Genomic DNA, 19402 nt, shown 5'->3' on the forward strand with positions numbered 1-19402 from the left:
TGTGCAACACGATGAAACTCGGCTCGCTCTGCGCGCTGGGCGGCTTCACCCCCTATCCGGTGATGTCGGCGATCACCCATTTCCCCGATGACTTCGCTCGCGCGAAGGAGGCTGCAGAATGAAAGATTTCATCATCCCGGATCGCGACTTCGGCACCCCGGCTGCCAAATCGAAAACCATGGTCACGCTGACCATCGACGGCTTCGACGTGACCGTGCCGGAGGGGACCAGCATCATGCGCGCGGCGGCCGAGATCGGGATTTCGGTGCCGAAGCTCTGCGCGACGGACAGCGTCGATGCCTTCGGGTCCTGCCGGCTGTGCCTGGTGGAGATCGAGGGGCGGAACGGCACGCCGGCCTCCTGCACCACCCCGGTCGCGCCGGGGCTGAAGGTTCACACCCAGACGGGCAAGCTGAAGCAGCTGCGGCGCGGGGTGATGGAGCTGTACATCTCGGACCACCCGCTCGACTGCCTGACCTGCAGCGCCAATGGCGACTGCGAGTTGCAGGACATGGCCGGGGCCGTGGGCCTGCGCGACGTGCGCTATGAGGCTGTAGATACGCACTTCAAGCCGCGCAACACCAGCGGAGAGGCGAACCCGCTGTATATACCGCGCGACGATTCCAATCCCTATTTCTCCTACGACCCGCAGAAATGCATCGTCTGCTCGCGCTGCGTCCGGGCCTGCGAGGAGGTGCAGGGGACCTTCGCGCTGACCATTGAGGGCAGGGGCTTTGACAGCCGCGTCTCCTTTGGCGCGAAGACGGACAACGCTCTGGCCTCGGACTGCGTGTCCTGCGGCGCCTGCGTGCAGGCCTGCCCGACGGCGACCCTGCAGGAGAAGTCGGTGATCGAGATCGGCACGCCCGACCGGTCGATCATCACCACCTGCGCCTATTGCGGCGTTGGTTGCAGTTTCAAGGCCGAAATGCGCGGCGATGAGCTTGTCCGCATGACGCCCTACAAGCACGGCAAGGCCAACCGCGGCCATTCCTGCGTCAAGGGCCGGTTCGCCTATGGCTATGCCACGCACAGGGACCGCATCCTGAAGCCGATGATCCGCGAGACGATCACCGAGCCGTGGCGCGAAGTTTCCTGGGCCGAGGCGATGGAATTCGCCGCCGCCAAGATGAAGGGCATTCAGGCCAAGTACGGGCGGAATTCGGTGGGGGTCATCACCTCCAGCCGCTGCACGAACGAGGAGGCCTACCTCGTCCAGAAACTGGCCCGTGCGGTGTTCCGCAACAACAACACCGACACCTGCGCCCGTGTGTGCCATTCGCCCACCGGCTATGGGCTGGGGCAGACCTTCGGCACAAGCGCCGGGACGCAGGACTTTGATTCGGTTGAGGAAGCCGACGTCATCATGGTCATCGGCGCGAACCCGCATGCGGGGCATCCGGTCTTCGCCAGCCGGATGAAGAAGCGGCTTCGGCAGGGCGCGAAGCTGATCGTCGTCGATCCCCGGCGCACGGAAACGGTGGAAGGCCCGCACTACAAGGCCGCGCATCACCTGGCGCTGACGCCGGGGACGAACGTGGCGGTGGTCTCGGCCATGGCGCATGTGATCGTGACGGAAAAGCTCTACAACGAAGAGTTCATCCGCACCCGCTGCGACTGGGACGAGTTCCAGGACTATGCCGAGTTCATCTCGGCCCCCAATCACTCGCCCGAAGCGGTGGAGCTGGTGACGGGCGTTCCGGCGGAGGAAGTGCGCAAGGCGGCGCGGCTTTATGCGACCGGCGGCAATGCGGCGATCTACTATGGCCTCGGCGTGACCGAGCACAGCCAGGGTTCGACCACCGTCATCGGGATCGCAAACCTCGCCATGCTGACCGGCAACATCGGCCGGCGCGGTGTGGGCGTGAACCCGCTGCGCGGGCAGAACAACGTGCAGGGGTCCTGTGACATGGGGTCGTTCCCGCACGAACTGCCGGGCTACCGCCATGTGAAGAACCCCGAGGTCCGTGCGATCTACGAGAAGGCCTGGGGTGTGACGCTGGACCCGGAGCCGGGACTGCGCATCCCGAACATGCTGGACGCCGCGGTCGAAGGCACCTTCAAGGGCCTCTATTGCCAGGGCGAGGACATCCTGCAATCCGACCCCGACACCCATCACGTCGCGGCGGGTCTGGCGGCGATGGAATGCGTCATCGTCCACGACCTCTTCCTGAACGAGACCGCGAATTATGCCCATGTGTTCTTCCCCGGCTCGTCGTTCCTGGAGAAGGACGGCACCTTCACCAACGCGGAACGCCGGATCAACATGGTCCGCAAGGTCATGGCGCCGAAGCAGGGCTATGCCGACTGGGAAGTGACCCAGATGTTCGCCAACGCAATGGGGGCCAACTGGTCCTACACCCACCCGTCGCAGATCATGGAAGAGATCGCCATGACCACGCCGTCCTTCGCCGGCGTGACCTATGAGAAGCTGGAAACGATGGGTTCGGTCCAGTGGCCCTGCAACGAGAAGGCGCCCGAGGGGACTCCGCTGATGCACATCGACGGGTTCGTGCGGGGCAAGGGCAAGTTCATCCGCACCGAATATGTGGCGACGGACGAAAAGACCGGCCCGCGCTTCCCGCTGTTGCTGACAACCGGACGGATTCTCAGCCAGTACAACGTCGGCGCGCAGACCCGGCGGACGGCGAACGTGGTCTGGCACAGCGAGGACGTTCTGGAGATCCACCCGCACGACGCCGAGAACCGGGGCATCCGCGAGGGCGACCTGGTGCGGCTGGCCAGCCGGTCGGGCGAGACGACCCTGCGCGCGACGATCACCGACAAGGTGCCGCCGGGCGTGGTCTACACAACCTTCCACTTCCCCGGGACGCAGGCGAACGTCATCACGACGGACTTCAGCGACTGGGCGACGAACTGTCCGGAATACAAGGTGACCGCGGTGCAGGTCAGCCCGTCGAACGGGCCGACCGAGTGGCAGAAGGAATACGAGGCCCAGGCTGCCCTGTCGCGTCGTATCCTGGCCGCGGAATGAAGGGCGCGCGGCCAACCCCTCGGCTGGTGTTCGGGTCTTCGGTTTCGGCCGGAGACCGGGTGCTGCCCGAAGAGGTGGCCGTCGCCCTGTCGTTCAACGGGACGACCCAGGCGGTGATGATGGCGACGCCGGCGGACCTGGAGGATTTCGGGGTCGGGTTCGCTTTGACCGAGGGGATCGCCCGGCCAGAGGAGATCCTGTCGGTCGAGGTGGTTGAGGTTGAGCGCGGTGTCGACGTGCAGCTCTGGCTGCGGCCCGAGGCCGAGGCGCGGCTGGCGGCGCGGCGGCGGGTGATGGCGGGGCCGGTGGGCTGCGGGCTGTGCGGGATCGAATCGATCGACCAGGCGCTGCGGGAAGTGCCGGTGGTGGCGCCCTCACGGTTCCGAATGACGCCGGCGCAGGTGCTGGCCGCGGTGGCGGCGCTTCCGGGGGAGCAGCGGCTGCACGATGCGACCCGGGCGGTGCATGGGGCTGCGTTCTGGTACGGGCGGATGCTGCTTTCGCGTGAGGATGTGGGCCGGCACAACGCGCTGGACAAGCTGGTGGGCGCGATGCTGCGCGAGGGCATTCGGCCGGAGGGCGCGGTGGTGCTGACCTCGCGCGTCTCGACCGACATGGTGCAGAAGGTCGCCATGCTGGGGGCGCCGATGGTGATTGCCGTCTCGGCCCCGACCGTGGCGGCGGTGGAACTGGCGGAGGCGTCTGGGATCACCCTGGTGGCGCTCGCGAAGGGGGACCGGTTCGAGGTCTTCTCGCATACGGATCGGATTCTGACGGAGGTGCCGCATGTCGGTTGAAAAGATCACGCGGATGGCGAACGACATCGCAAAGTTCATGGAATCGAAGCCGCATGACGAGGGGGCGGCCCTGCTCGCGGCCCATATCAATGACTTCTGGGATCCCCGGATGCGGCGGCAGTTGTTCGAGATCCTGGATGCGGGCGGGGCGGGTCTCCGGCCGCTGGTGCTTGACGCGGCCAGCGCGATCCGGCGGCCGGTGTCCGAGGCGGCATGAGCCTGCCCACGGTGGACAAAGTCTGAGACATCCGATTTTTCAATGACTTGGTCGCGGGCGTTCAGGGTCTCTTAACGTCGTTCAGCACGCGCCTGGAACGGGGGAAAGCGCCTTGCGACTGGGGTTCATCGGGACGGGAAACATCACCGCGGCGATCGTCGAAGGGCTGGGCGGCGGGGTTGTCCTGTCGCCGCGCGGCGCTGCGATGGCGGCGGACCTGGCGGCGCGGTTTCCCGATGTGACGGTGGCCGAGAGCAATCAGGCGGTTGTCGATCAGTGCGACATGGTGGTGCTGGCGATCCGGCCGCAGGTGGCGGAGGAGGTCGTGCGCAGCTTGCGCTTCCGGGCGGGGCAGAAGCTGCTGAGCCTGGTCGCGGCGACGCCGGTCGAGGTGATCCGGGGGTGGGCGGGGCTGGACCTGCCGGTGATCCGGGCGATCCCCCTGCCCTTCGTGGCCGACAGGCGCTGCGTAACGCCGATCCTTCCGCCGGACGCGGAGGTGGCGGCGCTGTTCGACCGGCTGGGGCAGGCGGTGGAATGTCAGAGTCAGATGGAGTTCGATCTGCTGGCGGTCGGCTCGGCGCTGATGGGAAGTTACTTCGGCCTCCTGGAGGCGGCCGAGGGCTGGCTGGTGGAGCGCGGTCTGCCGGAGGCGGCGGCAAGGGACTACATGGCGGGGCTGTTCGCCAATCTGGGCCGGGTGGCGGAAGGCTCGGGGAAGCCGTTCGGCGCGCTGCGCGAGGAATATTCGACGCGGGGCGGGCTGAACGAGCAGGTGTTCCGGGTGTTCGGCGAGGCCGGCGGGGTTAAGGCGCTGCGCCTGGCGCTGGATCAGGTGCTGGAGCGGGTGAAGGGCTGACGGGGCGCCCCCCACCCCCATCCCCTCCCCACGGAGGGGGAGGGGAGGCGCGGGGCGCGGCGGCGGTGCGGAACAGGACGCGGTGGCACCGGCCGCGGCGTTGGAGCCTCCGGCGGGAGTATTTGGAAAAGGGCAAATGGCTTGGGCGGGTGCCTGGGCCAAGCGTCAGCGTTTCAGGGCGGAGTGTTCCCTGAGGACGCCGGCGAGGTGGAGGCCATAGCTCGACTTGCCGAAGACCTGGGCCTGGCGTTCCATTCCGGCGCGGTCGATCCAGCCCATCTGGAAGGCGATCTCGTCCGGGGAGCCGACCTGCATGCCCTGGCGGTCCTGGAGCGTGCGGACGAAGTTGCCGGCGTCGAGGAGGCTGCCGGGGGTGCCGGTATCCAGCCAGGCAAAGCCGCGGCCCATGCGTTCGACCTGGAGCGAGCCTTCGGCGCGGTAGTGTTCGAGGACATCGACGATTTCCAGCTCTCCGCGTGGCGAGGGGGTGATTTGCGCGGCGATGTCCGGGGCGCGGTCGTCAAGGAAGTAAAGGCCGGTGATGGCGAAGCTGGAGGGGGGCTCTTTCGGCTTTTCGATGATCTGGGTGACGCGGCCCGCGGCGTCGAAGGCGGCGACGCCGTAACGCTCGGGGTCGGAGACGTGGTAGCCGAAGACCGTGCCGCCCGTGGACTGCTGGTCGGCGCGCTTCAGCATCTCGGGCAGGCCGTGGCCGAAGAAGATGTTATCGCCGAGGACCATGGCCGAGGGCGCGCCGGCGAGGAAATCGCGGGCGAGGAGATAGGCCTGGGCGAGGCCTTCGGGTTTCTCCTGCACGATCCAGGTGAAGGACAGCCCCCACTGGCGACCGTCGCCGAGGAGGCGCTGGAACTGCGGCTGGTCCTCGGGCGTGGTGATGAGGGCGATGTCGCGGATGCCGGCGAGCATCAGGACCGAGATCGGATAGTAGATCATCGGCTTGTCGTAGATCGGCAGAAGCTGCTTAGAGACGCCCAGCGTGATCGGCCAGAGGCGCGAGCCGGTGCCTCCGGCGAGGACGATGCCTTTGCGGGTCATGGGCGCAACTCCTGCACTATGGCGGCGAGGCCCGAGCGCCAGTCGGGGCGCGGGATGCCGAATGCTGCCGAGAATGAACTGCAATCGAGGCGGGAATTCAGCGGTCTCTGGGCCGGGGTGGGGTATTCGCTGGTCGGGATGTCGTTGATCCGGCAGGGAAGGCCGGCCTCGGCCATGATCGCGCGGGCGAAATCGGCCCAGCTGGTGTCGGGGCTGCCCGAGAAGTGATGCGTGCCGCCGGGCGCGCCGTCAGTCATGGCCTTGGCAGCGATGAGGAGCGCGTCGGCGATCGCGGCGGCCGGGGTGGGGCCGCCGATCTGGTCGGCGACGACGTTCAGGCTTTCACGCTCGGCCCCAAGGCGGAGCATGGTCTTGACGAAATTCGTGCCGTGGGCGGAGACGACCCAGGATGTGCGCAGGATGAGGTGGGGGCCGCCGGCCGCGCGGATGCCCTGTTCCCCGGCCAGTTTCGACCGGCCATAGGCCCCCAGGGGGCCGGTCGGGTGGTCGGGGGCGAAGGGCCGGTCGCCTGCGCCGTCGAAGACATAATCGGTGGAGAGGTGCAGAAAGGGGATGCCCTTTGCGGCGGCGGCTTTCGCCATGGCGGCGGGGGCCTCGCCGTTCACGGTGGTGGCGGCGGCTTCCTCGGTTTCCGCCTTGTCGACGGCGGTCCAGGCGGCGGCGTTGATGATTGCGTCGGCGTCATGGGCCGCGATGGCGGCGGCGCAGGCGGCGGGGTTGAGGAGGTCGGCATCCTCACGCCCGAGGAAGGTGGCGTCGGAGGCGAGGCGCTGAAGCTCGCGCGCGACCTGGCCGGTTTTGCCGAAGACGAGGAGTTTCATGCCTTGCCCAACCGTTCGCCCACCCCTTTGCGATCGAGGAGGGGGCGCCACCAGGATTCGTTGTCGAGATACCAGCGGACGGTGCGGCGCAGGCCTTCCTCGACGGTGACGGAGGGCCGCCAGCCGAGTTCCTGCCGGATGCGGCTGGGGTCGATGGCGTAGCGGGCATCATGGCCGGGGCGGTCGGTGACGAAAGTGATCTGGTCCGCGTAGGGGGTGGGTTTGGGGGCCATCTCGTCGAGCAGCGCGCAGATCGTGCGGACGAGATCGATGTTGCGCCGTTCGTTCTCGCCGCCGATGTTGTAGCTGCGCCCCAGGGCGCCCTTTTCCATGACGAGGAGCAAGGCGTCGGCGTGATCCTCGACGTAGAGCCAGTCCCGCACGTTCTCGCCCGTGCCATAGACCGGGATGGGCTTGCCGTGGAGGGCGTTCAGGATCACGACCGGGATCAGCTTTTCGGGGAAGTGGAAGGGCCCGTAGTTGTTCGAGCAGTTGGTGAGGACGACCGGCAGGCCGTAGGTTTCGTGCCAGGCCCTGACGAGGTGATCGGAGGCGGCCTTGGACGCGGAATAGGGTGAGCGCGGGTCGTAGGGGGTTACCTCGGTGAACTGGCCGGTGGGGCCGAGCGAGCCGAAGACCTCGTCCGTGGAAATGTGGTGAAAGCGGAAGCCAGTGGGCCTGCCGGCGCGGGACCAGTGGGCGCGGGCGGCTTCCAGGAGGTTGAAGGTGCCGGTGATGTTGGTGTCGATGAAGTCCGTGGGGCCGTCGATCGACCGGTCCACATGGCTTTCGGCGGCGAGGTGCATCACGGCGTCGGGGGCATGGGTGGCGAAGACCCGGTCCAGCGCGGCGCGGTCGCGGATGTCGGCCTGTTCGAAGCGGTAGAGCGGCGAGTCCGCGACCATGGCGACATTGGCCGGGTTCGCGGCATAGGTCAGGGCGTCGAGGTTCACCACCTGGTGCCCGCGCGCGACGGCCAGGCGGACGACGGCGGAACCGATGAAACCGCAGCCTCCGGTGACGAGAAGTTTCATGTGGCCTCCCGGCGGAAGGGGGTGCCGATCTCGGCCAGGAGCGGCGCGCGGGCGTCCTTGTCGGACAGGATCGGGGCCGAGATGCCCCAGTCGATGCCGAGGGCCGGATCGTCCCAGCGCACGGCGCCGTCATCGTCGGGGCTGTAGAAGTCGGTGCACTTGTATTGCACCTCGGTGTCGTCGGTCAGGCTGACAAAGCCGTGGAGGAAGCCCTTGGGCACCAGAAGCTGGCGGCCGTTGTCGGCCGTCAGTTCCACAGCGACCCAGCGGCCGTAGGTGGGAGAGCCCTCGCGGATGTCCACCGCAACATCGAGGATCGCCCCGCGCGAGCAGCGGACCAGCTTGTCCTGCGCGCGGGGCGGACGCTGGAAATGCAGCCCGCGCAGGGTGCCTTTCGCGGCCGAGAAGGAATGGTTGTCCTGCACGAAGGTCAGGTCCAGCCCGGCCTCGGCCATGCGGGAGGCGTTCCACGTCTCGGTGAACCAGCCGCGCGCATCGCCGAAGCGGCGGGGAGTCAGGATCACGACGTCGGCCAGACTTGTCGGGACTAGATCCATCACGCGTGCACCCCTTCTTCCGCTGGATCACAGATGCCGAAGGACGGCAGCGGATGCAATGGTGTTCCGACCCAGCCGGCGTGGCGCCACCGGTTCAGACGGTCTCGCGCAGGGTGAAGCGCCGGCGCGCCGCGATCAGGGCCAGCGAGCGGGCATCGAGCGCCGGGTCGGGCCGGGGGATGCGGCCTGTGCGCTCTCCCGAGGCGGACAGCCAGCCGGTCAGCCGGTCGCGCGGCGTGCCGACCGGCTGGGGGTCGTCGTGGAAGCCGCCGTCGCGCAGGGCGGCCCAGACCGCGGGCATGTCGAGCACCCCGACGGTCGCGCCGGGCCTGCCGGGGCTGCTGAGGTCCGCCAGGCCGAAGTCGAGGAAAACCGGCTTCGGCGACCCGGCCGACCGGAACCACGCCTGGAAATGGCGATACGGCGGCCGACGCAGGATCACTGCCGCCCGTGAGTCCGGCCTTGCGAAGAGCGACCAGAGATGCGCGGCGGAGCCGTCGGCGAAGATGACCCGCCGGGCGGCCCGGTAGCGCCGGATCTGTTCGCCGATCGGGACCGCTTCCGGGTGGAAGATCGCATAGCCGTTGCGGCGCAGGGCTGTCTCGAGGACGTTTTCCTCGAGGAACTGGCCCAGATCGAAGCCCAGCGCGCCGCGGCTGACGTAGAGATCCTCGCCGACGGAGGCGTCGGGCTGGCCGCGGAAGCGGTCGAGCCAGCGGCGGTAGGCGGTGGCGACGCAGGGTCTGCGTTCCAGATTGCACAGGTCCTGGGGCAGGATCAGCGCCTCGCAGCGCGTCGAGGCGCCGACGAGTTGCACCGGGTTCCGGATGCCGAGATGGGCCAGAAGCTGGAGGAAATAGCCCGGCAGGGCGTCGAAGCCGATCTGTTCGGCAATGAATACAAGCCGCGCCTCGGGAAAGCGGTCGCAGGCCGTCAGCCGCCCGAGGGACTGGGTGACGAGATGGCCGAACTGGGGCCCCGCGATGCCACCGAAGATCGACAGGCCGTCCAGCGTGGCGGCAGGCTGCGGAAGCGGCGCGGTCGTGTCCGGCTGAAGCAATCTGTTCCGATACGAACTGCCGCCATGCTTGATGCCGCTGCCGTCGGCGCAGCGGACACCCTGGCCGCGGAGGTTGATCCTGTCGGGCCGGTCGGTGCCGTCGCGGTTCGCCGCGGCATCCAGTCCGGCCACCAGGATCGCGTCCCGGATCAGCACGCAGCCGGGCGGCATGGGCTGCGCGAGCATCACCGGGCCTGACTTGTGGGGATCTTGCGGGCTCTGGGGCATGGCGCCGGTGACGTTCGCGGATTCGCCGCCCCCGTGCAAGCAGGTCGGCTTTTTGGGTCTGGTCGCGGCCACGGGTTCTGGTATCTGGATCCGACCGGTGAAAAGAGGACGACAGCCATGACGCATCTCTGGGTGCGGGCCGAGCAGCGGCCGAACGAGGAGCGGGTGGGCATCACCCCCGAAGGCGCGGCGGCGCTGATCCGGGCGGGGATCCGGGTGACGGTCGAGGAGTCCTCGGTCCGGGCCATTCCGATCGACGGCTACCGCGCGGCAGGCTGCGAGGTCGTGGCCGAGAACCTGTGGCCGAAGGCGCCGGCGGATGCGATCATCTTCGGGCTGAAGGAGTTGCCCGAGGACGGAACGCCGCTTGTCCACCGGCACATCATGTTCGGCCATGCCTACAAGGGCCAGCCGGCGGGGCGGGTGCTGCTCCAGCGTTTCAAGGCCGGGGGCGGGGTGCTTTACGACCTGGAGTATCTGGTGGACGAGACCGGCCGGCGCGTCGCCGCCTTCGGCTACTGGGCGGGCTATGCCGGCGCGGCGGTTTCACTGAAGGTCTGGGCGGCGCAACAGCGCGGCGGGATCGCCGGGCCAGTGCGCAAGGTGGCGTCGAAGGATGCGCTGCTGGCGGAGTTGGCCAAGGAGCTTCAGGGCCTGGGCCGGCCACGCGCGATCATCATCGGGGCGCTGGGGCGCGTGGGCACGGGTGCGGCGGACCTGTGCACGGCGATGGGGGTCGCGGTGACGAAATGGGACATTGCCGAGACCGCGAGCGGGGGACCGTTCCCGGAGATCCTGGAACGCGAGATCTTCCTGAACTGCATCCTGGCGCGGCCGGGGTGCCCGGTGTTCGTGCCGGCCAGCGCCAAGACCGATGCGCGCAAGCTGACGGTGATCGGCGACATCGCCTGCGATCCGACCAGTGATTTCTCGCCTATCAAGGTCTATGACCGGGCGACGGACTGGGATGCGCCGGCGCTGCGCGTGGCCGAGAACCCGCCCCTGGACGTGACCGCGATCGACAACCTGCCCTCGCTGATGCCGGTGGAATCCTCGCAGGACTATGCGGCGCAGCTGTTGCCGTCGCTGTTGACGCTGACGGACCTGGGGTCGGGCGTCTGGGGCCGGGCGAAGGTGGAATTCGACAGGCACGTCGCGGGCGTGTGAGCGGGGGCAAATTTCTTCGAAGAAATTTGCCAAGAATTTTCGAAAATTCTTGGTCCCGCGTGGGCCAAGCGGAGGGGATGAAGAAATGACGATCCATTGGTGCGGCACGGGGCTGTCGTCTATTCCGGGGCTGCGGCGGCTGATTGAGGCGGGGCATCCGGTCACGGTCTGGAACCGCACCGTCGAGAAGGCGCGGGCCGAGGTGGGCGACCTGACCGACGACATCCGCCCCTTCACCCTCGAGGGGCTGGCCGAGGCGTTGAGGCCCGGCGACATCGCGGTGTCGATGCTGCCGGCGGATCAGCATGTGGCCATCGCGAACCTGTGCCTGGCAAAGGGGGCGAATTTCTGTTCCTCCAGCTACATCGCCCCCGAGATGCGGGCGCTGGATCAGGACTTCCGCGAAAAGGGGCTGGTCTCGATCAACGAGGTTGGCCTCGACCCCGGCATCGACCACCTGATGGCGCATGACCTGGTGGCGCGCTATCGCGCCTCGAAGGCCTATGACAACGAGAATGTCCTGAGCTTCACCAGCTACTGCGGTGGGGTTCCGAAGGAGGCGAATGCCTTCCGCTACAAGTTCAGCTGGGCCCCGGCGGGGGTGCTGAAGGCGCTGCGGTCGCCCTCGCGCAGCCTGCGGCATTTCACCGAGCTGCGCGTGGCGCGGCCCTGGGATGCGATCAGCCGGTATGACGCGCCCTTGCCCGTGCCGGAAAGCTTCGAGGTCTACCCGAACCGCGACAGCTATCCGTTCATGGAGGAATACCGGTTCGAAAAGCACTGGAAGGTGAAGGATTTCGTCCGGGGCACGATCCGGCTGAACGGCTGGGCCGATGCCTGGGCGCCGATCTTCCGCGAGATCGAGGCGCTGGAGGGCAAGCCCCTGGCCGAGATCAACGCCGCGCTCGAGGCGCGGGCGGCGGCGCTGCTGAAGGACAATTCCTATGCCGAGGGTGAGCCGGACCGGGTGCTGCTGTTCGTGTCGCTGAAGGCCGAACGCGACGGCAAGCCCGTGTTCCACGAGACCTGGGCGATGGATGCCTGGGGCGACGTGCGCGGGACAGCGATGGGGCGGCTGGTGTCGGTGCCGGTGTCGCTGGCCATCGAGGCGGTGATGAACCGCGAGATCCCGGCCGGGGTGCATGGCGCGCCGCATGATCCGAGGCTGGTGGCGCGCTGGCTGGACCAGGTCGGCCACCTGGCGCAATTCATGCGGCGGATCGACCACCTGGCCTGACGGCTCCTCGTTCGGCTTCGCCTCCTCGTCGCGGGTCGGCGAGGAGTTACGAAGTCATCGACGAGCCCGGCGCAATTGCCTATCATCCCGCCATGATCCGGGGGAACCGGACAGGCAGGCGAGGCAGGGCGTGGGCGGCACCGGCATCAGGTCTGGACGTTTCGACCGGCTGGCCGACCGGCTGGCTCTCCTGGCGGCGCGGCGTGCGCCGGTGGCCGGCGGCTTCGTCGCTCAGCCCGAGCCGCGCTCCATCGGGACACTCTCGCGCGGGCGGCAGCTGGTGGAGGGCACGGTCCTTCTGGCGGGCCATCTGGCCGAGATCGGCGGCGGTTCGATCTGGGATGTGGCGGTGCCCGATCGCGCCTTCGCCGAAGAGATCCACGGGTTTGCCTGGCTGGACGACCTGGCGGCGCTGGGCACCAGGGAGGCGCGGGCGCGCGCCCAGGCCTGGACTTGGGACTGGATCGCGCGCTACGGCGCCGGGCGCGGCCCCGGCTGGACGCCGGACCTGACCGGGCGGCGGATCATCCGCTGGATCCACCATGCCACGCTGCTCTTGGCTGCCCGCCCTCCGTCCGAGGCCGAGGCCTTCTATCGCGCGCTGTCGCGGCAGGCGGGCTATCTGGCCCGGCGCTGGCAGGGCGCGGCCAAGGGCCTGCCGCGGTTCGAGGCGCTGACCGGCCTCGTCTATGCCGGGATCTCGCTGATCGGGATGGAGGCGCTGGCCGACCCGGCGACCGAGGCGCTGGCGGCGGCCTGCGACGCGGACATCGATGCCGAGGGCGGCATCCCGTCGCGGAACCCGGAGGAACTGCTCGAGGTGCTGACGCTGCTGACCTGGTCGGCGAGCGCGATGACCGAGGCCGGGTTGACCGTGCCGCAACCGGTGCAGGAGGCGATCGTGCGGATCGCCCCGGCGCTGCGCACCTTGCGCCACGCCGATGGCGAGTTGGCCCGGTTTCACGGCGGGGGCAGGGGCGCCGAGGGGCGGCTCGACCAGGCGCTGGCGGCGGCCGGGGGCAGGGGCGACAAACCCCCTGTCATCGCGATGGGATACGCCCGTCTGGCGGGTGGGCGGACCACGGTGATCGTCGATGCCGTGACACCTCCGGGCGGGCGGGCGGCCGAGACCGGCCATGCCTCGACGGCGGCCTTCGAGCTGACCTCGGGGCGGCGGCCGGTGGTCGTGAACTGCGGATCGGGCCTGACCTTCGGGCCGATGTGGCGGCTGGCGGCGCGGGCGACCGAGTGCCATTCGGTGCTGGCGATGGACCGCGTCTCGTCCTCGCGCCTGTATCCGACCGGCGAGGCGCTGGAGCATCGCGCCGCCGTCACCGCCTCGCGCATGACCACGGGCAGCGAGGGGACTGACCTGTATCTGGCGCATGACGGCTGGCTGCGCACGCACGGGCTGACCGCGAGCCGCAGCCTGACGCTCAGCCATGACGGGCGGCGGCTGTCTGGGGTCGAGGCGCTGACCGCGCTGAAGGCCGAGGCGCGCAAGCGGTTCGAGGATGTGATGACCGCCTCGGCCATGCAGGCGGGGCGCTTTGCGGTGCGGTTCCACCTGCACCCCGATGTCGATGCGACGCTGGACATGGGGGGCGCGGCGGTCTCCCTTGTGCTCCGCAGCGGCGAGATCTGGATCTTCCGCTTCACCGGGCCGGCCGAATTGTCGCTGGACCCGTCCGCCTACCTGGAAAAAGGGCGTTTGCACCCCCGGCCAAGCCTGCAAATCGTGCTGCGCGGCGAGGCGCGGGGCTTCGAGACACGCTTGGGCTGGACCTTGGCGAAGGCAAAGGATACTCCGCTGGCCATCCGGGATCTGGAGGCCGTGGGGCCCGAGGATCCCCTGGCAGAGTGACAGGGTAGCCCCATGACCAACCTCGTCCCCATCGGCCGCGCGCTGATTTCCGTTTCCGACAAGACCGGCCTTCTGGACCTGGCCCGCGCCCTGGCGGGATACGGGGTGGATCTCATCTCGACCGGTGGCACCAGCGGCATGCTGCGGGCGGCGGGGCTGGCGGTGCGGGATGTCAGCGACGTGACCGGGTTCCCCGAGATGATGGACGGCCGGGTCAAGACGCTGCATCCGAACGTGCATGGCGGGCTTCTGGCCCTGCGCGACGATGACGAGCATCTGGTGGCGATGGCCGCGCACGGGATCGAGCCGATCGACCTTCTGGTCGTGAGCCTCTACCCCTTCGAGGAGACGGTGGCCAAGGGCGCCGATCACGCCACCTGCATCGAGAACATCGACATCGGCGGGCCGGCGATGATCCGCGCGGCGGCGAAGAACCACCGGTTCGTCACCGTTGTGACGGACCCGGCGGATTACGCCGCGCTCCTTGATCAGCTGAAGGCGCATGACGGGGCGACGACGATGGCCTTCCGGCAGAAGCTGGCCTTGACCGCCTATTCCCGCACCGCTGCCTATGACACCGCCGTTTCAACCTGGCTTGCGGACGAGATCGGCGAGGCGACGCCACGGTATCGCAGCCTTGCCGGGAAACTGGCGCAGCCCCTGCGCTATGGCGAGAATCCGCATCAGGCGGCGGCCTTCTATGTGGACGGCAGCCACCGGCCCGGCGTGGCGACGGCGCGGCAGTGGCAGGGGAAAGAGCTGTCCTACAACAACATCAACGACACTGATGCCGCTTTCGAACTTGTGGCCGAATTCGGCGGGCGCGCCCCGGCCTGCGCGATCATCAAGCACGCCAACCCCTGCGGCGTCGCCACCGCAGCGACCCTGACCGAGGCCTACATCCGTGCCTACCAGTGCGACCAGACCTCGGCCTTCGGCGGGATCGTGGCGCTGAACCGGGTGCTGGACGGGGCGACGGCGGAAGAGATCGTGAAGATTTTCACCGAGGTCGTCATCGCCCCCGACGCGACAGAGGAGGCGAAGGCGATCTTTGCCGCGAAGAAGAACCTGCGGCTTCTGACCACGGGCGCGCTGCCGGACCCGAGGGCGAAGGGCCTGGCGTTCAAGCAGGTCGCCGGCGGGTTCCTGGTGCAGGACCGCGATGCGGGGCATGTCGCGGCGTCGGACCTGAAGGTGGTAACGAGGCGCGCCCCGACCGAGGCGGAACTGCGCGACCTGATGTTCGCCTGGACCGTGGCCAAGCATGTGAAGTCGAACGCGATCATCTACGTCAAGGACGGCGCCACGGTGGGCGTGGGCGCGGGGCAGATGAGCCGCGTCGATTCCACCCGCATCGCCGCGCGCAAGGCGCAGGACATGGCCGAGGCGCTGGGCCTGCCCGGGCCGCTGACGAAAGGGTCGGTCGTGGCGTCGGATGCCTTCTTCCCCTTTGCCGACGGTCTGATCACCGCGGCCGAGGCCGGGGCTACGGCGATCATCCAGCCCGGCGGGTCGATGCGCGACGACGAGGTGATCGCGGCGGCGGACGAGCGGGGTCTCGCCATGGTCTTCACCGGCCAGCGGCATTTCCGGCACTGATGATGCGGCGGTTCTGGATCACGGCGGCGGCGACCTTCGGGCTGGACCAGCTGACGAAGCTGGCCGTGGTGCATGGCCTGGACCTGATCAACCGGCATGAGATCGACGTGCTGCCGCCCTTTGTCAACTTCCGCATGGCCTGGAACTACGGCATCAACTTCGGCCTCCTGGCGCATGGGTCGGACCTGGCGCGCTGGGGGCTTATCGCGGTGGCGCTGGCGATTTCGGCCTGGGTGGTCTGGTGGATGCGGCGCGAAGGCGGCAACTGGAAGGCCCAGCTTTCGGGCGGGCTTCTGATCGGTGGCGCCCTCGGCAATGTCGTTGACCGGGTGCTTTACGGTGCGGTGGCGGATTTTCTGAACATGTCATGCTGCGGGATCGAGAACCCCTATGCCTTCAACGTCGCCGACATAGCGATCTTCGCCGGGGCGGCCGGGCTTGTGGTCTTTGCCAAGGGCGAGGCGAAGGATGCAGCAACAGACGGCAAACCCAAGCGCAAGGCGCGCTAATCGGGCGTGACGACCGCACGGCTTTAGGCTAAGACGAGCAAAAGACGGTTTCGGAGGCAGGTATGCGGGCACGGAAAGGCAGGGCGGTCATCGCGGTTGCGACGATGATCTCGCTGGCGGCCTGCGGTGGCAATGGTGACCCCAAGCTGATGAATCTGCGCTCTGGATCCGGACCGGACGAATTTGCCATCGTGCCGCCCAAGCCCTTGGAAATGCCGGAAAACCTGGCCGAGCTTCCGGAGCCCACGCCGGGCGGGTTCAACCGCACCGACCGTGACCCCGAAGGCGAGGCCGTGATCGCCCTTGGCGGCCGGCCGTCGGCCGCGGGCGGCATCCCGGCCGCGGATTCGGCACTTTATGCGCATGCCACCCGTTTCGGCGTCGATGGCGGTATCCGGGCCACGCTGGCGGCCGAGGATTTGAAATGGCGGCGCGATAACAACGGCCGCCCGCTTGAGCGGTTGTTCAAGGTCAACGTGTATTACAAGGCCTATCGCAACCAGCGGCTGGACCAGCAGGCCGAACTGGCCCGCTGGCGCGCGCTTGGAGTGCGCAACCCCTCGGCGCCGCCCGCCAAGCCGGGCGAACGGTAACAAGCGCGTTGGTCCCGACCGCCCGGGCTTGATTGTCCGGCCGCCGCATCGCAGGTTCGCCCGCGAGACATGAAGCGGAGGAGCGGATGCTCGGACGAACTGGCACCGGCCTTGCCTTGGCGCTGACATTGGCCTTGCCCGCGACCGCGGAGGTGCCGGTCACTACCTTTTCTCTCGAAAACGGGCTGGACGTGGTGGTGATCGAGGATCACCGCGCCCCGGTCGTGGTGCAGATGATCTGGTATCGCGTGGGCGCGGCGGACGAACCGCCGGGACATTCCGGCATCACCCATTTCCTGGAACACCTGATGTTCAAGGGCACCGAGAAGGTCGCGCCCAATGCCTTCTCCGGCATCGTCGAGGCACAGGGCGGCGACGACAACGCCTTCACGTCCTGGGATTACACGGCCTATTTCCAGCGCATCGCCGCCGACCGGCTGGACCTGGTGATGGAAATGGAAGCCGACCGGATGCGCAACCTGCGTCTGACCGAGGAGGACGTGGCGACCGAACGCCAGGTCATCCTCGAGGAACGCGCCCAGCGCACCGACAGCGACCCCAGCGCGCTTCTGATCGAACAGATGCGGGCGGCGCAGTTCCAGAACAGCCCCTACGGCACCCCCGTGATCGGCTGGCGGCACGAGATGGAGACCCTGTCGCGCGCCGACGCGCTGAGCCACTACGAACGCTTCTATGCACCGAACAACGCAACGCTGATCGTTGCTGGCGACGTGACGCCCGAGCGGGTGCGCGAACTGGCCGAGCGCTACTATGGCCCGCTGAAGCCCTCGGACGGCATCGGCCCGCGCCTGCGCCCGCAGGAACCGCCACACTTGGCCGAGCGCCGGATCTCGATGGCGGACGAGAGGGTTTCGGATCCTTATGTCTTCCGCACCTACCTGGCCCCGGAACGCGACCCGGGCGACCAGAAGATGGCCGCGGCGCTGACCGTGCTGGCCGAGCTTCTGGGCGGCAATGGTCAGACCTCGGTCCTGGCGCGGGCCCTGCAGTTCGACAGGAAGGTGGCGGTCTATACCTCGGCCTTCTACGACGGTACCAGCATCGACGATGCTACCTTCGGTCTGGCGGTGGTGCCCGCTCCGGGCATAAGCCTTGAGGCGGTGGAGGCCGATCTTGACCGGGTGCTGGCGGATTTCCTGAAAACGGGCCCCGATCCTGCGGCTCTCGAGCGAATCCGCACCCAGGTTCGCGCGGGCGAGATCTACGCTCGCGACAGCGTGGAAAACCTGGCGCACCGCTACGGTCAGGGGCTGAGCGTCGGGCTGACGGTCGCAGACATCGAAGGCTGGGATGACGCGCTGGCCGCGGTCAGCGAAGCGGACGTGATGGAGGCCGCGCGCATGGTGCTGGACCGGCGCAACGCGGTGACGGGCTGGCTGACGCGGCCCGCCGCGGAAGGGGAGGCCAAGCCATGATCCGCGCCCTGTTTGTCGCGTTCCTGGCTGTCGCGTTGCCGGCCAGGGCCGAAATCCCGATCCGCGAGGTCGTCTCTCCCGGCGGCATCACCGCCTGGCTGGTCGAGGATCACAACATCCCCTTCGCCGCGCTGGAGATTCAGTTCAAGGGCGGCACCTCGCTGGATGCTCCGGGCAAGCGCGGGGCGGTCAACCTGATGACGGCGACGCTGGAGGAGGGCGCGGGCGAGATGGACAGCCGCGCCTTCGCCGAGGCGCGCGAGGAGTTGGCGGCGAACATCCGCTTTGACGCGGGCAGCGATTCGGTGTCGGTCTCGGTGAAGTTCCTGACCGAGAACCGCGACCAGGTGGTCGACCTCCTGCGCGAGGCGCTGGTCAACCCGCGCTTCGATCAGGACGCGGTGGACCGGGTGCGCGAACAGGTGCTGTCGAACCTGCGCTCGAACGCGAAGGACCCGGGCACCATTGCCGCGGAGAAATTCGACGCCATGGCCTTCGGCGACCATCCCTATGCCTCGACAGGGGACGGCACAATCGAGTCGGTGACGGCGCTGACGCGCGAGGATGTCGTGGCCGCCCACAAGGCGGCGCTGGCGCGGGACCGGGTCCATGTCGCGGCAAGCGGCGACATCACGGCCGAGGATCTGGGTGTGCTGCTGGACCGGCTCCTGGGCGACCTGCCCGCGACCGGGGCACCGTTGCCCGACGAAGCGCCCTGGCTGTTGTCGGGCGGCGTGACCGTGGTCGATTTCCCGACCCCGCAGGCCACGGTGTTCTTCGGGCAGCGCGGGATCTCGCGTGACGATCCGGATTTCTTTCCGGCCTTCGTGCTGAACGAGCTTGTCGGCGGCGGCCGCTTCACCGCGCGATTGATGACCGAGGTTCGGGAAAAGCGCGGGCTGACCTATGGGATCGGCACCTACATCGTGAACATGGACCATGCCGACATGATCCTGGGCCAGTTCGCCGCCTCGAACGACAAGGTGGCCGAGGCGATCAAGGTGGTGAAGGAGGAATGGGGCCGCCTGGCACGCGAGGGCGTGACGCCGGAAGAACTGGAGGCGACCAAGACCTATCTCACGGGGTCCTATCCGCTGCGCTTTGACGGCAACGGGCCGATCGCCAGCATCCTGGTGGGGATGCAGATGGACGGGATGCCGATCGACTATGTGACCACTCGCAACGCGAAGGTCGAGGCAGTGACGATGGAGGACATCCGCCGCGTCGCTGAACGGCTGTTCAAGGCGGACGAGTTGCAGTTCGTGGTGGTTGGCCAGCCGACGGGGCTTTAGCGCGGGGCCTCCAGGGCTGGCGCAAGTGCGACACCAACAGGGCGGAAACGGACGCACAAG

Annotated in this window: 18 protein-coding genes; 13 read left to right on the plus strand and 5 right to left on the minus strand. The window is 68.2% G+C overall.

From position 1 onward, the window contains the following. The 5 genes from ACK4IU_RS06850 to ACK4IU_RS06870 form a co-directional block, all read left to right on the plus strand. On the plus strand, positions 1-122 hold a 122-nt coding region (locus ACK4IU_RS06850; RefSeq protein ID WP_409733186.1), incomplete at its 5' end, for an NADH-ubiquinone oxidoreductase-F iron-sulfur binding region domain-containing protein. Beyond that, a complete protein-coding gene (gene fdhF, locus ACK4IU_RS06855; protein WP_409732982.1) occupies positions 119-2995 on the plus strand; it encodes a formate dehydrogenase subunit alpha in 2877 nt (958 codons plus the stop codon). The genes ACK4IU_RS06850 and fdhF, both read left to right, overlap by 4 nt. Continuing rightward, entirely contained in the window at positions 2992-3792 is an 801-nt protein-coding gene (fdhD, locus tag ACK4IU_RS06860; protein ID WP_409732985.1) for a formate dehydrogenase accessory sulfurtransferase FdhD, read from the plus strand. The genes fdhF and fdhD overlap by 4 nt, the downstream gene beginning before the upstream one ends. Next, on the plus strand, positions 3782-4009 hold the full coding sequence (locus ACK4IU_RS06865) for a formate dehydrogenase subunit delta (protein ID WP_409732987.1): 228 nt from the start codon (positions 3782-3784) through the stop codon (positions 4007-4009). Before fdhD ends, ACK4IU_RS06865 begins: the two co-directional genes overlap by 11 nt. 112 nt (positions 4010-4121) lie before the next feature. Further along, positions 4122-4868 carry a pyrroline-5-carboxylate reductase gene (locus tag ACK4IU_RS06870; protein WP_409732989.1) on the plus strand — a complete coding sequence of 249 codons (747 nt, stop codon included), beginning with the start codon at positions 4122-4124 and terminating at the stop codon, positions 4866-4868. 165 nt (positions 4869-5033) lie between these two features. On the opposite strand, the gene rfbA is transcribed toward ACK4IU_RS06870, so the two are convergent. The 5 genes from rfbA to ACK4IU_RS06895 all read right to left on the minus strand — a co-directional run bounded on the left by rfbA (position 5034) and on the right by ACK4IU_RS06895 (position 9603). Continuing rightward, complete coding sequence (gene rfbA / locus ACK4IU_RS06875) at positions 5034-5924, minus strand: glucose-1-phosphate thymidylyltransferase RfbA (RefSeq protein WP_409732991.1); 891 nt, start codon at positions 5922-5924, stop codon at positions 5034-5036. Continuing rightward, positions 5921-6766 carry a dTDP-4-dehydrorhamnose reductase gene (gene rfbD, locus ACK4IU_RS06880; protein WP_409732993.1) on the minus strand — a complete coding sequence of 282 codons (846 nt, stop codon included), beginning with the start codon at positions 6764-6766 and terminating at the stop codon, positions 5921-5923. The genes rfbA and rfbD overlap by 4 nt, the downstream gene beginning before the upstream one ends. Further along, on the minus strand, positions 6763-7800 hold the full coding sequence (gene rfbB / locus ACK4IU_RS06885; protein ID WP_409732995.1) for a dTDP-glucose 4,6-dehydratase: 1038 nt from the start codon (positions 7798-7800) through the stop codon (positions 6763-6765). Before rfbB ends, rfbD begins: the two co-directional genes overlap by 4 nt. Then, positions 7797-8357: a dTDP-4-dehydrorhamnose 3,5-epimerase gene (gene rfbC / locus ACK4IU_RS06890; RefSeq protein ID WP_409733188.1), complete on the minus strand. Its 561-nt coding sequence runs from the start codon at positions 8355-8357 to the stop codon at positions 7797-7799. The genes rfbB and rfbC overlap by 4 nt, the downstream gene beginning before the upstream one ends. A gap of 94 nt (positions 8358-8451) precedes the next feature. Further along, entirely contained in the window at positions 8452-9603 is a 1152-nt protein-coding gene (locus ACK4IU_RS06895; protein ID WP_409732997.1) for a glycosyltransferase 61 family protein, read from the minus strand. 159 nt (positions 9604-9762) lie between these two features. On the opposite strand from ACK4IU_RS06895, the gene ACK4IU_RS06900 reads away from it, so the two are divergent. The 8 genes from ACK4IU_RS06900 to ACK4IU_RS06935 all read left to right on the plus strand — a co-directional run bounded on the left by ACK4IU_RS06900 (position 9763) and on the right by ACK4IU_RS06935 (position 19342). After that, on the plus strand, positions 9763-10812 hold the full coding sequence (locus ACK4IU_RS06900; protein ID WP_409732999.1) for a saccharopine dehydrogenase: 1050 nt from the start codon (positions 9763-9765) through the stop codon (positions 10810-10812). An 85-nt stretch (positions 10813-10897) separates the two neighbouring features. Beyond that, positions 10898-12049, plus strand: coding sequence for a saccharopine dehydrogenase family protein (locus tag ACK4IU_RS06905; RefSeq protein ID WP_409733001.1), 1152 nt, complete (start codon positions 10898-10900; stop codon positions 12047-12049). 130 nt (positions 12050-12179) lie between these two features. Beyond that, positions 12180-13913, plus strand: coding sequence for a heparinase II/III family protein (locus tag ACK4IU_RS06910; protein ID WP_409733003.1), 1734 nt, complete (start codon positions 12180-12182; stop codon positions 13911-13913). A 12-nt stretch (positions 13914-13925) separates the two neighbouring features. Then, positions 13926-15512, plus strand: coding sequence for a bifunctional phosphoribosylaminoimidazolecarboxamide formyltransferase/IMP cyclohydrolase (gene purH / locus ACK4IU_RS06915; protein WP_409733006.1), 1587 nt, complete (start codon positions 13926-13928; stop codon positions 15510-15512). A gap of 2 nt (positions 15513-15514) precedes the next feature. Next, positions 15515-16021, plus strand: a complete 507-nt coding sequence (gene lspA, locus ACK4IU_RS06920; RefSeq protein ID WP_409733190.1) for a signal peptidase II — start codon at positions 15515-15517, stop codon at positions 16019-16021. Between the two features lie 62 nt (positions 16022-16083). Then, positions 16084-16614, plus strand: coding sequence for a DUF3035 domain-containing protein (locus ACK4IU_RS06925; protein WP_409733008.1), 531 nt, complete (start codon positions 16084-16086; stop codon positions 16612-16614). Between the two features lie 86 nt (positions 16615-16700). Continuing rightward, positions 16701-18050: a M16 family metallopeptidase gene (locus ACK4IU_RS06930; protein ID WP_409733010.1), complete on the plus strand. Its 1350-nt coding sequence runs from the start codon at positions 16701-16703 to the stop codon at positions 18048-18050. Further along, a complete protein-coding gene (locus ACK4IU_RS06935) occupies positions 18047-19342 on the plus strand; it encodes a M16 family metallopeptidase (protein WP_409733013.1) in 1296 nt (431 codons plus the stop codon). Before ACK4IU_RS06930 ends, ACK4IU_RS06935 begins: the two co-directional genes overlap by 4 nt. Positions 19343-19402: the final 60 nt, after the last annotated feature.

The organism is Tabrizicola flagellatus, assembly GCF_046295235.1.
GTDB classification, from domain to species: domain Bacteria; phylum Pseudomonadota; class Alphaproteobacteria; order Rhodobacterales; family Rhodobacteraceae; genus Tabrizicola; species Tabrizicola flagellata_A.

Bases quoted from the DNA above. Each gene is read 5' to 3' on its own strand.
- rfbA (WP_409732991.1), bottom strand. From the start codon at position 5,924: ATGACCCGCAAAGGCATCGTCCTCGCCGGAGGCACCGGCTCGCGCCTC.
- rfbB (WP_409732995.1), bottom strand. From the start codon at position 7,800: ATGAAACTTCTCGTCACCGGAGGCTGCGGTTTCATCGGTTCCGCCGTC.
- rfbC (WP_409733188.1), bottom strand. From the start codon at position 8,357: ATGGATCTAGTCCCGACAAGTCTGGCCGACGTCGTGATCCTGACTCCC.
- fdhD (WP_409732985.1), top strand. From the start codon at position 2,992: ATGAAGGGCGCGCGGCCAACCCCTCGGCTGGTGTTCGGGTCTTCGGTT.
- ACK4IU_RS06930 (WP_409733010.1), top strand. From the start codon at position 16,701: ATGCTCGGACGAACTGGCACCGGCCTTGCCTTGGCGCTGACATTGGCC.
- ACK4IU_RS06895 (WP_409732997.1), bottom strand. From the start codon at position 9,603: ATGCTCGCGCAGCCCATGCCGCCCGGCTGCGTGCTGATCCGGGACGCG.
- ACK4IU_RS06865 (WP_409732987.1), top strand. From the start codon at position 3,782: ATGTCGGTTGAAAAGATCACGCGGATGGCGAACGACATCGCAAAGTTC.
- ACK4IU_RS06925 (WP_409733008.1), top strand. From the start codon at position 16,084: ATGCGGGCACGGAAAGGCAGGGCGGTCATCGCGGTTGCGACGATGATC.
- lspA (WP_409733190.1), top strand. From the start codon at position 15,515: ATGCGGCGGTTCTGGATCACGGCGGCGGCGACCTTCGGGCTGGACCAG.
- purH (WP_409733006.1), top strand. From the start codon at position 13,926: ATGACCAACCTCGTCCCCATCGGCCGCGCGCTGATTTCCGTTTCCGAC.
- ACK4IU_RS06935 (WP_409733013.1), top strand. From the start codon at position 18,047: ATGATCCGCGCCCTGTTTGTCGCGTTCCTGGCTGTCGCGTTGCCGGCC.
- ACK4IU_RS06905 (WP_409733001.1), top strand. From the start codon at position 10,898: ATGACGATCCATTGGTGCGGCACGGGGCTGTCGTCTATTCCGGGGCTG.
- rfbD (WP_409732993.1), bottom strand. From the start codon at position 6,766: ATGAAACTCCTCGTCTTCGGCAAAACCGGCCAGGTCGCGCGCGAGCTT.
- fdhF (WP_409732982.1), top strand. From the start codon at position 119: ATGAAAGATTTCATCATCCCGGATCGCGACTTCGGCACCCCGGCTGCC.
- ACK4IU_RS06900 (WP_409732999.1), top strand. From the start codon at position 9,763: ATGACGCATCTCTGGGTGCGGGCCGAGCAGCGGCCGAACGAGGAGCGG.